This is a genomic window from Sphingomonas sp. M6A6_1c (assembly GCF_053345135.1).
In genome coordinates this window covers 154,749-170,025 of sequence record NZ_JBKEZO010000007.1, presented here as the reverse complement: position 1 = coordinate 170,025, position 15,277 = coordinate 154,749, and the positions used below count along the sequence as shown (strand labels likewise).

The following is a 15,277-nucleotide window of genomic DNA, read 5'->3' as shown; positions in this document are numbered from 1 at the left end:
CCGCCGCTCAGTTCTTGAACGGATCGAGCTGACGGATCGTGCCGTCGGGGTTGAACGTCAGCTCGGCGACCTTGGCCGAGCGCAGATAGTTCTTATTCGACAATTGCGTGTCGTGATAGAACAGCCACCACTTGCCCTTGAACTCGACGACCGAGTGATGCGACGTCCAGCCCTGCACCGGCGACAGCATATGGCCGGTATAGCGGAACGGCCCATACGGCGAGGTGCCGATCGCATAATTGAGGAAGTGGGTGTCGCCGGTCGAATAGGTGAAATAATATTTGCCGCCGCGCTTGAACACCCACGACGCTTCGAAGAAGCGGCGATCGTGGTCGCCGCCGAGCACCGGCTTGCCGGCCTCGTCGGTGATGACGATGTCGCGCGGCGCCTCGGCGAACTGCTTCATGTCGGCCGACATGCGCGCCATCTTGGGCGACAGCGCGGGCTTGTCGTCCTGCTTGAGGTCGGTGTCGCCGGCATTGGGGTCGAAGCGGCCGCTGGTCCAGCGCTGGAGCTGCCCGCCCCAGATGCCGCCGAAATACATATAGCTCTGGCCGTCGGTGTCGGTGAACACCGCCGGATCGATCGAGAAGCTGCCCTTGATCGGCGCCGGCTCGGCCTTGAACGGGCCGGTCGGCGACTTGCCGGTGGCGACGCCGATGCGGAACACGCCGTCCCGGTCACGCGCGGGCATATAGAGGTAATAGGTGCCGTTCTTATATGCGGCGTCGGGCGCCCAGGTCTGCTTGGCGGCCCATGGAATGTCCTTCACGTCGATCGCCACCGGATGCACCGTCACCGGGCCGCCGATGCGGTCCATGCTGAGCACGCGATAGTCGTGCATCGCATATTGCGTGCCGAGATCGTCGTCCGGAATGCCGGCGTCGACGTCGTGGCTGGGATAGACGTAGAGCTTGCCGTTGAAGACGTGCGCCGAAGGATCGGCGAAATAGAGGTTCTTGACCAGGGGCTGGCTGAGGTAGCGCTTGCCGTCGGGGCTGCGCGGCTCGGCGGCGGCGGCTGTCGCGGCGGGCTTGGCGACCTGCGCGAGGGCGAGCGTGGCGGTGGTGCCGAGCGCGGCGGCGGTCAGGCAGAGGGCGAGACGAAGCCTCATGGCCGATGATCCTTCCTAGTGACGGCCTTCTGGCGAGGCCTGCAAAATGTGCCGCAGATGCGGGATAGCGCTACCATATGAGGCCGTTTGCGAATTCGCAAGCTGTTCCGGGGCCGGGGAATGACCCGGAGTGGATCAAGAGGCGGGCCATAAGTGGGCGCTCAAATGACGGAGTGGTTGGATGGAGTGCGCCCTGCGAGGCTGCTGCGTTCCGTAATGTCATGAAGCCGGGGCAATTGCATGTCACGCGGCGGCTGGTCCGATCGATTACACCGAAAGACCCGTCACCCGGACCCGTTCGAGACCTCTGCGAGACCGCGGATGTACCCCGGCGAAGGCCGGGGCCCAGTTGGGCGAAGGTTCGTAATGACTTACCGCGGCTTTCCCAACTGGGCCCCGGCCTTCGCCGGGGTACAATGCTGCCTGTTGTCGCCTCAAGCCGTTCTCTTCGCCGCGGAGTTGCCCCCGGAACGCGTCCGGGGTGACGGGGGGTAAGCAGATAGTCCGGCAAATGGCGATACGTCGTTGTTCGCGCTCGGGATCCATCACGCATTGTATCTCTGCGTCCTCTGCGCCTCTGCGCTAACCCAAAGCTACAGACCCCCGCGAACCCACCAGTCGTCGAGTGATTTTCCGTTTTCGCAGCTTCGGTCGACCGTGCCGAATCGGGATCGCCGGACCGCTGCATCCGCCCGGCGACGCCTGCGGACCCGTTTGAAGCCTTGACGTGCGGCGGCGGCCTGATAGCGATACCACCAAGGTACGAGCCGGCTCCGGCATCGTCCAAGTGGAGAGTCCAGCGTGTCACGCCAACCGGTTCGTCCCTTCCGTTCGCGCGACTGGTTCGCCGACCCGGCCCGTGCCGATATGACCGCGCTCTATCTCGAACGCTTCATGAATTACGGCCTGACCCCGGCGGAGCTGCGCTCGGGCCGGCCGATCATCGGCATCGCGCAGACCGGCAGCGACCTCAGCCCGTGCAACCGCATCCATCTCGATCTCGCGCGGCGGGTGCGCGACGGCATTCGCGACGCGGGCGGCATTCCGCTCGAATTCCCGGTGCATCCGATCTTCGAGAATTGCCGCCGGCCGACCGCGGCGCTCGATCGCAACCTTGCCTATCTCGGGCTGGTCGAGACGCTGTACGGCTATCCCATCGATGCGGTGGTGCTGACCACCGGCTGCGACAAGACGACGCCGTCGGGGATCATGGCCGCCGCCACCGTCGACATCCCGGCGATCGTGCTGTCGGGCGGGCCGATGCTCGACGGCTGGCACGAGGGCGAGCTGGTCGGATCGGGCACCGTCATCTGGCGCTCGCGGCGCAAGCTCGCGGCGGGCGAGATCGACGAGGAGGAATTCCTCCAGCGCGCCACCGACAGCGCGCCTTCGGCGGGCCATTGCAACACGATGGGTACCGCCTCGACGATGAACGCGGTCGCCGAGGCGCTCGGCCTCTCGCTGCCCGGTTGCGCGGCGATCCCCGCGCCGTATCGCGAGCGCGGCCAGTTCGCCTATGAGACCGGCCGTCGCATCGTCGACATGGCCTATGAGGACCTGCGCCCGTCGCGCATCCTGACCCGCGAGAGCTTCCTCAACGCGGTGCGCGTGGTCACCGCGATCGGCGGATCGTCGAACGCGCAGCCGCATATCCAGGCGATGGCGGCGCATGCCGGGATCGAGGTGCGGCCGAGCGACTGGATGGAGCATGGCTACGATCTGCCGTTGCTGGTCGACGTGCAGCCCGCCGGGCGCTTCCTCGGCGAGCGGTTCCACCGGGCCGGCGGCGTGCCCGCGGTGATGAACGAGCTGCTCGGCGCGGGCAAGCTGGACGGCGACTGCCTGACCGTCACCGGGCGCAGCATCGCCGAGAACCTCGCCGGCCGCGGCGCGACCGACCGCGAGGTCATCCGCCCGTTCGACCAGCCGCTGAAGGAGCAGGCGGGGTTCCTCGTCCTCACCGGCAATCTGTTCGATTTCGCGATCATGAAGACCAGCGTGATCTCGCCGGCGTTCCGCGAACGCTATCTCACCGTGCCGGGACGCGAGAACGTGTTCGAGGCGCGCGCGGTGGTGTTCGAGGGATCGGACGATTACCACCACCGCATCAACGACCCCGCGCTCGGCATCGACGAAGGCTCGATCCTGGTGATCCGCGGCGCCGGCCCGATCGGCTGGCCGGGATCGGCGGAGGTGGTCAACATGCAGCCGCCCGATCATCTGATCCAGCGCGGTATCCTGACGCTGCCGACGCTCGGCGACGGCCGCCAGTCGGGAACGTCGGACAGTCCGTCGATCCTCAACGCCAGCCCGGAAAGCGCGGTCGGCGGCGGCCTGTCGTGGTTGCAGACCGGCGACGTGATCCGCATCGATCTTGCCGCGGGTCGCTGCGACGCGCTGGTCGACGAGGCCGAGATCGCGCGCCGGCGCGGCGGCACGCCGCCCCCCATTGCCGAGAGCCACACGCCGTGGGAAGAACTGTACCGGGAAAAGACCGGCCAGCTCGGCGAAGGCGGCGTCCTCGACTTCGCGTTGAAATATCGGGGTATCGCCGCACGTACGCCGCGGCATAACCACTAGGCACAACCCATTTCGCCGGCGGTGACCGGCACAGGAGAGACGATGACGGATAGCGTAAGGGGGGCAGGGGGGACTGCCACGAACCACGGCTTCATCGCCGCGATCGTCGCGGTGGCGACGATCGGCGGCTTCATGTTCGGCTATGATTCGGGCGTGATCAACGGCACGCAAAAGGGGCTGGAGGCGGCGTTCGCGCTCGGCCGGCTCGGCATCGGCGTCAACGTCGGCGCGATCCTGGTCGGTTCGGCGATCGGTGCGTTCGGCGCCGGCCGGATGGCCGATGCGATCGGCCGCCGCAACGTCATGATGCTGGCGGCGCTGCTGTTCCTGGTCAGCGCCCTGCTCGCCGGCGCGGCGAGCGGCTCCGAAGTCTTCATCTTCGCGCGCATCATCGGCGGCCTCGGCGTCGGTGCGGCGAGCGTCATCTCGCCGGTCTATATCTCCGAAGTCACTCCCGCCTCGATCCGCGGCCGGCTGACCAGCGTGCAGCAGGTGATGATCATCACCGGCCTGACCGGCGCGTTCGTCGCCAATTTCGTGCTCGCGCGTTATGCCGGCGGCTCGACCGCGCCGTTCTGGCTCGGCTATCCCGCATGGCGCTGGATGTTCTGGCTGCAGGCGATCCCCGCCGCCATCTATCTCGTCGCGCTCTTCGTCATTCCGGAAAGCCCGCGCTTCCTGATGGCCAAGGGCCGCGAGGCCGAGGCGCATACGGTGCTCGTCCGCCTGTTCGGCACCGCCGAGGCCGACCGCAAGGTCGTCGAGATCCGCAACTCGCTCGCCGCCGACCATCACAAGCCCAAATTGTCGGACCTGCGCGACAAGACCACCGGCAAGATCCGCCCCATCCTGTGGGCGGGCATCGGCCTTGCCATCTTCCAGCAGCTCGTCGGCATCAACGTCGTCTTCTATTATGGCGCGGTGCTGTGGGAAGCGGTTGGCTTCACCGAAGACAATGCGTTGCAGATCAACATCCTGTCGGGCGTGCTGTCGATCGCGGCGTGCCTGTTCACGATCGCCACGGTCGACAAGATCGGCCGCAAGCCGCTGCTGCTCGTCGGTTCGGCCGGCATGGCGGTGACGTTGGCGGTGGTGGCTTGGGCATTCTCAACCGCGGTGACGGACGCAGCGGGCGCGGTCTCGTTGCCGGGGCATAACGGCATGATCGCGCTGATCGCGGCCAACCTCTACGTCATCTTCTTCAACGGCAGCTGGGGTCCGGTGATGTGGGTGATGCTCGGCGAGATGTTCCCCAACCAGATCCGCGGTTCGGGCCTCGCCGTGTCGGGTTTCGCGCAGTGGATCGCCAATGCGGCGATCTCGGTGAGCTTCCCCGCGCTGGCGGTGTCGCCGGGGTTGGCGGTGACCTATTTCGGTTACGCCTTCTTCGCCGCGGCATCGTTCTTCTTCGTGCGCAAGATGGTCAACGAGACCGCGGGCCGCGAACTGGAGGACATGGCGGGCTGATCCGCCGGTCCATCACCGTCATCGCCAGGAAGGGGCGGTCCTGCGGGACCGCCCCTTTTTCGTGTCAGCGGCGCCAGGCGTAGGGCCCCACCAACGTGCCGACGAAGCCGCCCGCCGCCTCGGTGCTGAGGAAGCGCGCATCGACGTCGGCGGCGAGCGTCCGGCCCGCACCGCCCGCCCGATAATCGAACGCCATCGTGCCGCCGTTGGCGCGGATCGTCAGCGTCACCGGGCCACCGGTGGCGACCGGTGCCGAGGCGACCAGCCGTTCGGCGCCCTTGTCGGTGGTGTAGAGCGCGACCATCGGCTTGCCGGCGATGCGGGTGATGCCGAAGAACAGGAAGTTCTTGTCGCTCTGCATCGCGGCGAGGCCGGCGCGTTCGCCGTCGCTGTCGGGGGTGAAGCGCACCGTCGTGCTCATCGTCGCGACGTGATGCTGCTGGCGCCGCGCGACGAAGGCGGGGACGCCGGCGAGGTCGCCCATCGGCGCGCCGCGGTCGAGCACCAGCTCGTGCCGGTCGATCCGGTAGAGCGGCTGCTTCGGCGTGCGCACGCCGATCCACTGCATCGCCAGCTTCGGCCCGGCGAAGGTGTCGGTATATGCGAAGTCGCCGCTGGTCGGCAGCGCCGGCGGGCGTTGCTGCGGCAGCTTGGGCACGGGCGCGGTGAACGGGATCGGCGTGCCGTGCGGCAGGATCGTCGGCCAGCCCTGCGCCCACGTCACCGGCAGCAGGAACGTCTCGCGCCCGATATTGTAGTCATTGCCGGCATAGGGCCGCACGGCGAGGAAGGTCGCCCACCAGTCGCCGTTCTGCGTCTGCACCAGTTCGGCATGGCCCGCCGAGGTGATCGGATCGGGACGGGCGGGGTCGAGATCGCGCTGCGTCAGGATCGGATTGCCGGCGAACGGCACATACGGCCCGCGCAATTCGCGCGAGCGGAAGACGACCTGCGAATGGTTGACGCTGGTGCCGCCCTCGGCCGCGGTCAGATAATAATAGCCGTCCTTCCGGAGGATATGCGGCCCCTCGATCCACACCGGCTTTTTGGTGATGTCGACGCCGCCGTTGATCAGCTGCGTGCTCTCGCCGACCATCTTGCCGGCGCGCCAGTCATATTCCTGTACCCAGATCGCGCGATGGCCCTCGTAGCGTGGCGGTTCGGCGGGGGCGCGATTGTTGACGATATAGGCGCGCTCGCCCTCCCAATAGATCGACGGATCGATCCCCTCGAACGGCAGCCAGATCGGGTCGGACCACGGTCCCGCCGGGTTCCTGGCGGTGATGACGAAATTGCCTTTGCAGGAGACGCAGGTGTTGACGATGTAGAAGGTGCCGGCGTGATAGGAGATATCGGGCGCGAACACCGCCTCCGAGGTGCGGCGGCCGGTGAAGTCGAGCTGACCGGGGCGATCGATCGCATTGCCGATCTGCGTCCAGTGGACGAGGTCCTTCGAATGGAAGACCGGCAGGCCGGGGAAGTGCGCGAAGGACGAATTGACCAGATAATAATCGTCGCCGACCCGCGTCACCGATGGATCGGGATAATAGCCCGACAGGATCGGGTTGCGATACGCACCCGGCGCCGCGATGGCCTTCTCCTGCGATTGCCCCTGATAGGCAAAGCGGCTGAAGCGCGGCGCCTCGCTCGCCATCGCCGCCGAGCCGCCGGCCAATGCCAGCGCCAATAACATGGCACGTCCCGCCATCCTCATCTCTCCCATATCGCCGGACGCTGGATGCGCCGACCGTTGGAGCAACTATAGCGCTACCAGACGTCGGGGCCAGCCAACGGGATATATCGAATAGATTATTACTCCGATAAATCAGCCGCCCCCCGATGGACACGGTAGCGTTACCAGTCTAGCTTCCGGATCAGCGCAACGATCAGATACGGCGCGATCCGGTGGCAGGCCATCGGGATCGCAGACCAACTCGATCGCGCGACGAAAGGAGGAGGGGATGACCGGGCTGCCGACGGATCGCCATGCGGCGACAGGCGCACCAATCGCGACGGCATCGATGCCATTCCCCTTCGTCAGCCAAGGAGAGCAGCGATGACGGGGATGGTGCGGATGATGCGTCTGGCGCGCGGCGGCGCGGCGTGGCTGGCGCTTGCCGGCGCGACACCGGGCATGGCCGGCCAACAGGCCGCCCCCGCTCCCACCCCCGCCACCGGCATCGCCCCGTATTTCCAGCCTGCCGGTACCACGCCGGGCGCCCCCGATGCCGACGGCTTCCTGCGCCGCTGGCTGCTGCTCGAACCGATCGTCAAGCCGAACCGCACCAACACGGTGTTCACCGCCAGTTATGTGCGCGAGGCGTTGGGTAAGGAATATTTCCCCGGCCAGTTCACCGCGACGCCGCGCGACGGCCAGATCGTCAACGCCGCCGAGCCGCTGCGCTGGCATGCGCTCGATTCGAACAGCTTCGACATCAAGCTGTTCAACCTGGCGCAGGGGCTGGGCAAGCCGACCTATGGCGTGATCTTCCAGGCCTATACCGTGATCGATTCGCCGCGCGAGATGCGCGACGTGCGGTTGGCGGTCGGCTCCAATGCGGCGTCGATCTGGTGGCTCAACGGCAAGGAGGCGGTCGGGCTGTTCAACGATCGCCGCATGGTGATGGACGACGTGCTGTCGGACCGGTTGACGCTGCGCAAGGGCCGCAACGTCATCCGCGGCGCCGTCATCAACGGGCCGGGGCTCAGCGATTTCTGCGTCCGCTTCCTCGATGCGGAGGGCAAGCCGATCACCGCTGTGTCCACCGTGCTGCGCTGATCCGGGAGACCGCCATGACCCGCCATATCCTCACCGCGCTGGCCCTCTCGCTCGCCGCTTCGCTCGGCTTCGCCGCCGCACCCGCTGCGGCGCAATTGCAGGGCGAACCGTTCATCCACGATCCCTCCACGGTCACCTTCTCCGACGGGCGCTGGTATACCTTCGGCACGCGGCAGGGCGGCCTCGTCTCCGACGACGGCTGGACGTGGCGCAGCGGCCCGGTGCGGCCCGGCGGCGGCGTCGCGCCCGACGTCATCAAGATCGGCGAGCGTTACTACATGGCCTATGCGGTCGGCGGCGGCGGCATGTCCGGCGGTCACGCCAGCCAGGTCAAGATCATGTGGACGCTGTCGCTCGACCCCAAGTCGCCGCGCTTCGGCTATCACGACGTCGGCGTCGTCGCGTCGAGCGACGGGGTGGAGACCGCCGATGCGATCGATCCCGCCTTCCTGCTCGCCGACGGGCGGCTGTGGCTGACCTACGGCACCTATTTCGGGCCGATCCGCGTCATCGAACTCGATCCCAAGACCGGGCTGCGCGTCGCCGGCAACCAGCCGGTCGATGTCGCGATCGACATGGAAGCGACCGCGATGATGTATCGCGACGGCTGGTATTATCTGCTCGGCACGCACGGCACCTGCTGCGACGGGCCCAATTCCACCTATCATATCCGCGTCGGCCGGGCGCGCAGCCCGCTCGGGCCGTATCTCGACCATATGGGCACGCCGCTGCTCAAGGGCGGCGGCAAGCTGGTGGTCAGCGCGCGCGGCCGCGATATCGGCCCCGGCCATTTCGGCCTGATCGAGCTGCCCGGCGGCGTCGAGAAATTCTCGATGCATTACGAGGCGGACATGGACCGCAGCGGGCGCAGCGTGCTCGGCATCGCGCCGCTGCTGTGGCGCGACGGCTGGCCGGTCGCGGGCGAGAACGTCGCGCCCGGCACCTATGAGATCGCGTCCGAGCGCAGCGGCTATGCGCTGGGTCTCGCGACCGATTTCGTCCGCATCCCGTTCGACGCGCGGCGCAGCTTCATGGCCAAGCCGGGCGATCCCGTCGCGCCGCTGCCCGACCAGACGCTGGCGCAGGACAGCGCCGGCTGGCCGCAGGGCCGGGTGCGCGTCGACCTCGCCGATTACATGGTGCGGCCGCATCAATTGTGGACGATCGCGCCGGTGGCCGATGCCGGCGGCTCGTTCGGCGCGCCTTATTACAAGCTGACCATCGCCGGCACGACGCGCGCATTGGCGGCGACCGCGGCGGGCGAGGTCGAGGCGGTGCCCGCCTTCACCGGTGCGGCCGAGCAATTGTGGCGCGTCGACCAGCTCACCGACGGCACCTATCGCATCATGCCCAAGGCGGTGCCGGGCGGCCGCACCGGTCTGGCGCTGGTCGCCGCCGGTGCGAGCACGCCGACGCTCGCCGCGTTCGACCCGATTAGCCCGGCCGGGCGCTGGACGTTCCGCACGCCCTGATCCCCGCCGCCGCCGCCATCACGAGAGGAAGACCCATGACCCCGTTTCGACCCCGCGCCGCCCGCGCCGCCCGCGCCGCCCGCGCGCTGCTGCCGCTGCTGCTCGCCGGGCTCGCGCTGCCGGCGGCGGCACCCGCGCAGGAACGCGAGACAGAGGCGGTGCGCGCGACGCTGCGCGCCGACACGCCGGGGCCGCAGGTGCATCGCGACGTCTTCGGCCAGTTCGCCGAACATCTCGGCCACGGCATCTATGGCGGCATCTGGGTCGGCCCGAAATCGCGCATCCCCAACGATGCCGGCTATCGCCGCGACGTGCTCGCCGCGCTGAAGGCGATCAACGTGCCGATGGTGCGCTGGCCCGGCGGCTGTTTCGCCGACGAATATCATTGGCGCGACGGCATCGGCCCGGCGAAGGACCGGCCCGGCAAGGTCAACACCAATTGGGGCGGGGTCAACGAGGACAACAGCTTCGGCACGCACGAATATTTCGGGCTGATGGAGCGGCTGGGCGCGAGCACCTACGTCGGCGCCAACCTCGGCAGCGCGCCGCCGGCAGAGACCGCGCAATGGGTGGAATATATCACCGCCGCCAAGGGCAGCAGCGTCCTCGCCAAGGAGCGCGCCAAGAACGGCCATGCCGAGCCGTGGAAAGTGCAATATCTCGGCATCGGCAACGAACTGTGGGGCTGCGGCGGCAATATGCGTCCCGATTACGCCGCCGACGAGACCAACCGCTACGCGCAATTCGCCAAGTCGGCGAACGGCCCGATGCTCAAGATCGCCAGCGGCCCGAGCGATTCGAATTACGAATGGACCGAGTCGATGATGCGCATCGCCGGCAAGAATATCGACGGGCTGGCGCTCCATTATTACACCCGGCCGCGCGACAAGGACTGGAAGGACAAGGGGCCGGCGATCGGCTTTTCCGAGCACGAATGGGCGACGACGATGCAGCACACGCTGCAGATGGACGAATTCCTGACCAAGCACGCCGCGATCATGGACAAATACGATCCCGCCAAGCGCGTGATGCTGGCGGTGGACGAATGGGGCACCTGGTACGATCCGACGCCGGGCAGCAATCCCGGTTTCCTCGAACAGCAGAACTCGATCCGCGACGCGGTGGTCGCCGGCCTCAACCTCAACATCTTCGTCGCGCATGCCGACCGGGTGCGGATGGCGGCGATCGCGCAGATGGTGAACGTGTTGCAGGCGATGCTGCTCACCGACGGGCCGCGGATGGTGAAGACGCCGACCTATTGGGTGTTCGACCTCTACAAGCCGTGGCAGGGCGCGACCGCGCTGCCGATCACGCTGACCTCGCCCTGGTATCACAAGGACGAGGTGGCGGTGCCCGCGGTCAACGCTTCGGCGGTGCGCGACGCCGCGGGGCAGGTGCATGTCGCGCTGGTCAACCTCGATCCCAATCGCGCGCTGCCGGTGTCGGTCGCGCTGACCGGGGTGCAGGCGGCGCAGGCGAGCGGCCGGATCGTCACGGGGGCGGCGATGGATACGCACAACAGCTTCGATGCGCCCGATGCGGTGACGCCGCAGCCGTTTACCGCGGCGCAGGTCGCCGGCGGTACGCTGACGCTGACGCTGCCGGCCAAGTCGGTCGTCGTGCTCGACCTGCGCTGAGCCGGTGCGCGGCGGTCTCTCCTCGTGGTGCCGGTCGGCGGCGGCGGCGTCGCTCGCGCTGCTGACCGCGGCGGCGCCGGCGCCGCGCACGGTGCACGTCAGCGTCGATGCGGCACGCGTCACCGCGCCGCTGCCGCCGATCTGGCGGTTCTTCGGCGCCGACGAGCCCAATTACGCGACGATGGCGGAGGGCAAGCGGCTGCTCGTCGAACTCGGCCGGCTGCGGCCGGGCGAGGTCTATTTCCGCGCGCACAACCTGCTGACCAGCGGCGACGGCACCGCCGATTTCAAATGGGGCAGCACCAACATCTATACCGAGCGCGACGGCAAGCCGGTGTACGACTGGCGGATCGTCGACGGCATCATCGACAGCTATCGCGCCGCCGGCATCCACCCCTATCTCGAAATCGGCTTCATGCCCGAGGCGCTGAGCGCCGCGCCGCCGGGCACGCCCTATCGCCTGCCCTGGGCGCCCGGCGTCGACGCCAAGGGCACCGCCGGCTGGACCTATCCGCCGCGCGACGAGAAACGCTGGGCCGATCTCGTCTATCGCTGGACGCTCCACAACGTCGCGCGCTACGGTCGCGCCGAGGTGGAGCGCTGGTATTTCCAGACGTGGAACGAGCCCAATCTGCGCTTCTACTGGAGCGCCAGTCCCGATGCCTTCTACCGGCTGCACGACGTCACCGTCGATGCGATCCGCCGCGCGCTGCCGACCGCGCGTGTCGGCGGTCCCGATCTCGCCGGGGCGGGCGGCACGTTCATGCAGGGCTTCCTGCGCCACGTCACCACCGGCACCAATCACGCGACCGGCGGGACGGGCACGCCGACCGACTTCCTGTCGTTCCACGCCAAGGGGCAGCCGGCGGTGGTCGACGGCCATGTCCGCATGGGGATCGCCAACCAATTGCGCACCGCCGACGAGGCGTTCGCCGCCTTTGCCGCGGTGCCGCAGCTCGCCGGCAAGCCGGTGGTGATCGGCGAGAACGATCCCGAGGGCTGCGCCGCCTGTCCGGGGCCGGCCAACGCCTATCGCAACGGCCCGCTCTACGCGAGCTACACCGCGGCGAGCTATGCGCGGCTGTGGGAGCTGGCGCAGCGGCGCGGCACCCGGCTGGAGGGGGCGCTCGCCTGGTCCTATACCTTCGTCGGCCAGCCGTGGTTCGCCGGCTATCGCCAGCTTGCCACCAACGGCGTCGATCTCGCGGTGCTCAACGTGTTCCGGCTGTTCGCGCGGCTGGGGCCGGAGCGGCTCGACGCGCGCAGCGATGCGCAGGTGCCGCTCGATACGCTGCTGCGCGACGGGGTGCGCGGTGCGCCGGATGTCGGCGTGCTCGCGACGCGCACCGCGGCGGGGCGCGTCGCCTTGCTCCTGTGGCATTATCACGACGACGACGTGGCGGGGCCGGACGCCCGCGTGACGCTGGACGTCGCGCATGTCGCGCCGGCGGCGGCGGGGCGGCTGTGGCGGGTCGATGCGCGGCACGCCAACGCCTTCGGCGCGTGGCAGGCGATGGGCGCGCCGGCACGGCCGACCCCTGCGCAGGTCGCGACGCTGACGCACGCCGCGCGACTGACGCCGGAAGCGCTGCGCCTGACCGGCGGCCGGCTGACGCTGACCGTGCCGCGGCAGGGCGTGGTGCTCGTCGAACTATGATCCCGTTTCCCGGCAGAGGATTGACCGTCATGCCCCGCTTCCGTGTCGCCGCGCTCGCCGCTCTGCTGGCGCTGACCGCCGGTGCGGGCCCGGCGCAGGTGTGGCGGTCGGACCAGGGCGACGGCAGCTTCCGTAACCCGGTGCTCTACGCCGATTATCCCGATCCCGACGTGATCCGCGTCGGCCGCGATTATTATATGGCGAGCACCACCTTCGCCAACGTGCCGGGGATCACCATCCTGCACAGCCGCGACCTGATCAACTGGACGATCGCCTCGCATCTCGTCGACCGGTTGGAGGGGTTGCCGCAATATGACCTGAAGGGCGGCAACGCCTATCGCAAGGGGCTGTACGCCTCCAGCCTGCGCTATCACGACGGCACCTACTATCTCGCCAATACGCCGGTCGGGCAGAAGACGCGCATCTGGTACGCCAGGGACGTGCGCGGACCGTGGCGCTATCACAAGCTGGAGCGCGAGGCGTTCGATCCCGGCCTGTTCATCGAGCCGGACGGCCGCGCCTATCTGGCCACCGCGAGCACCGCCGACGGCACGATCACGCTGCTGACGCTCGATGCGACGCTCGCACACGTCACCGATGCGAGGCGCATCCATTACATCAAGGGCGCGGAAGGATCGAAGATCATCCGCCGCGGCGATTATTATTACCTGTTCAACGCGCTGCCGCCGCGACTGGCGCTCAGCGTCTCACGGTCGCGCAGCCTGTTCGGGCCGTGGGAGACGCGCGACCAGATCGACGACAAGAGCGGCGGGCATCAGGGTGCGCTGGTCGACCTGCCCGACGGGCGCTGGTTCGGCTTCGTGATGGAGGACAGCGGCGCGATCGGCCGGATGACCAACATGAGCCCGGTGTTCTGGCAAGACGACTGGCCGGTCTGGGGCACGCCCGCCGCACCCGGCCGCGTGCCGCGCCGTGCCGCCAAGCCGATCCCCGGCGCGCCCTTCGCGGAGCCGGCGACCTCCGACGATTTCACCGCGCCGCGCCTCGGTCTGCAATGGCAGTGGAACCACAATCCCGATCCCGCGCGCTGGTCGCTGACGCAGCGGCCGGGCTGGCTGCGGCTGCGCCCGACGGTGGCGACGCGGGTCTGGTCGGCACGCAACACGCTGACCCAGAAGGGGCAGGGACCGGCGAGCCGCGGCGAGGTGAAGCTCGACATCGGTCATCTGGCGCCCGGCGACCGCTGCGGCTTCGGCACGCTCGGCCAGTATAGCGCCAATCTGACCGTTACCCGCGGCACGGACGGCAAGGCGGCGGTCACCGCCGAAGTGACCGAGGACAAGGTCGGTGGCGCGGTCACCACGACGCTGGCGACGGCGCCGCTGCCGCGCGCCGATGCGCTGTGGCTGCGCACCGACATGGACTTCACCACCGACCGCAGCCGGTTCGCCTACAGCCTCGACGGGCGACGCTGGACGGCACTCGGTGGCGACGCGCCGCTCGCCTTCGCGTGGCGCACCGGCACCTTCCAGGGCGAGCAATTCGCGCTGTTCTGCTATGCCGGCGCGGCGAGTGCCGGGTGGATCGACGTCGATCGCTTCACGCTGTCGAAGCTGGCGCCCGCGGGGACTGTGCGGGAATAGCCTTGGGAAGAAGCGGGACCCCGGGTAAAGCCCGGGGTGACGAGAAGAGCGAAGCTTCGGCACCCGTCATCGTCCAGCACCAACGGGGTTGGGTAAACGCTGGGGGCCGGCTGCGCTCGCGCTCACCGGAGCGCCGGCGTGCTCAGACCGGCGTTTCGGCGGGCATCGCGTTGCGCGTGTCGCTCAGCGCCAGATCGACCAGCACCTGCATCGCCGCGGTCGCGGCGGTCGCGTCGCGCGCGGCGATCGCGTCATAGACGCGGGCGTGGTCGGGGATCGGATCGCGCGGCAGCGCGCGGGTGCGCTGCTTGAACTGCGTCGTCCAGGCGACCGCGGCGCCGATCGACGCACCGAGCACCACCATCGCGTCATTGCCCGTCGCGTGCAGCAATGCGTCGTGGAAGTCGCGGTCGGCGGCGCGCCCTTCGGCGGTGGCGAGCGTGTGGCGGCGCATGCCCTTCAGCGCCTCGCCCATCCGCGTCAGGTCGGCGCGGGTGCGGCGCTCGGCGGCGAGTGCGGCGGCGGCGGGCTCGATCACCAGCCGCAATTCGAACAGGCTGCGGATCAGCCGCGGATCGGGCTCGCCGGCGAAGGCCCAGGCGAGCACGTCGGGATCGAGCAGATTCCACCGCTCGCGCGGCAGCACGTGCGTGCCCGTCTTCGGCCGGCTCTCGACCAGCCCCTTGGCGGTGAGCACCTGCACCGCCTCGCGATAGGCGCCGCGCGAGACGTCGAGCGCCTCGGCCGCGGCGACCTCTCCGGTCAGCACGTCGCCGGGGCGATATTCGCCCGACAGGATGGCGATGCCGAGCTTGTTGGCGACCGCACCGCGCAGCCGTCGCCCGGGCTTGCGCGTGCTCTGCACGGGATCGGGCAGGTCTGCGATGCTGGTCTCTTCTTCGGTCGCCACGATCAAGACAAGGCCCGGATCAAAGGGATAAGTCAATAAGCGCCATGGTCGGGGGTG

At 68.6% G+C, this 15,277-nt stretch carries 10 protein-coding genes; 7 read left to right on the top strand and 3 right to left on the bottom strand.

Annotation, left to right across the window (positions count from 1 at the left end; all coding sequences use genetic code 11):
- Positions 1-7: 7 nt before the first annotated feature.
- Positions 8-1,114 carry a glycoside hydrolase family 43 protein gene (locus ACLBWH_RS16105; RefSeq protein ID WP_322848570.1) on the bottom strand — a complete coding sequence of 369 codons (1,107 nt, stop codon included), beginning with the start codon at positions 1,112-1,114 and terminating at the stop codon, positions 8-10.
- 801 nt (positions 1,115-1,915) lie between these two features.
- On the opposite strand from ACLBWH_RS16105, the gene ACLBWH_RS16100 reads away from it, so the two are divergent.
- A complete protein-coding gene (locus tag ACLBWH_RS16100) occupies positions 1,916-3,694 on the top strand; it encodes an IlvD/Edd family dehydratase (protein WP_447799848.1) in 1,779 nt (592 codons plus the stop codon).
- Between the two features lie 42 nt (positions 3,695-3,736).
- Positions 3,737-5,161 carry a sugar porter family MFS transporter gene (locus ACLBWH_RS16095; protein WP_322848572.1) on the top strand — a complete coding sequence of 475 codons (1,425 nt, stop codon included), beginning with the start codon at positions 3,737-3,739 and terminating at the stop codon, positions 5,159-5,161.
- Positions 5,162-5,225: 64 nt separating this feature from the next.
- Here the strand turns inward: ACLBWH_RS16095 and ACLBWH_RS16090 are convergent, their stop codons facing one another.
- Complete coding sequence (locus ACLBWH_RS16090; RefSeq protein ID WP_447799847.1) at positions 5,226-6,875, bottom strand: glycoside hydrolase family 43 protein; 1,650 nt, start codon at positions 6,873-6,875, stop codon at positions 5,226-5,228.
- Between the two features lie 342 nt (positions 6,876-7,217).
- Here ACLBWH_RS16090 and ACLBWH_RS16085 point away from each other — a divergent pair, with 342 nt between their 5' ends.
- From ACLBWH_RS16085 to ACLBWH_RS16065, 5 genes are read left to right on the top strand one after another with little or no spacing between them, the layout of a single operon-like run.
- The gene (locus ACLBWH_RS16085) at positions 7,218-7,940 is read left to right on the top strand and encodes an acetylxylan esterase (protein WP_447799846.1); all 723 of its coding nucleotides are present in this window, start codon (positions 7,218-7,220) and stop codon (positions 7,938-7,940) included.
- A 14-nt stretch (positions 7,941-7,954) separates the two neighbouring features.
- Positions 7,955-9,412: a family 43 glycosylhydrolase gene (locus ACLBWH_RS16080; protein ID WP_447799845.1), complete on the top strand. Its 1,458-nt coding sequence runs from the start codon at positions 7,955-7,957 to the stop codon at positions 9,410-9,412.
- 35 nt (positions 9,413-9,447) lie between these two features.
- Complete coding sequence (locus tag ACLBWH_RS16075) at positions 9,448-11,049, top strand: alpha-N-arabinofuranosidase (protein ID WP_447799844.1); 1,602 nt, start codon at positions 9,448-9,450, stop codon at positions 11,047-11,049.
- Between the two features lie 4 nt (positions 11,050-11,053).
- Positions 11,054-12,706, top strand: a complete 1,653-nt coding sequence (locus tag ACLBWH_RS16070) for a GH39 family glycosyl hydrolase (protein WP_447799843.1) — start codon at positions 11,054-11,056, stop codon at positions 12,704-12,706.
- 29 nt (positions 12,707-12,735) lie between these two features.
- Positions 12,736-14,310, top strand: a complete 1,575-nt coding sequence (locus ACLBWH_RS16065) for a glycoside hydrolase family 43 protein (RefSeq protein WP_447799842.1) — start codon at positions 12,736-12,738, stop codon at positions 14,308-14,310.
- Between the two features lie 142 nt (positions 14,311-14,452).
- On the opposite strand, the gene ACLBWH_RS16060 is transcribed toward ACLBWH_RS16065, so the two are convergent.
- Positions 14,453-15,220 (bottom strand): FadR/GntR family transcriptional regulator, encoded by a 768-nt coding sequence (locus tag ACLBWH_RS16060; RefSeq protein WP_322848579.1) that lies wholly within the window; start codon positions 15,218-15,220, stop codon positions 14,453-14,455.
- Positions 15,221-15,277: the final 57 nt, after the last annotated feature.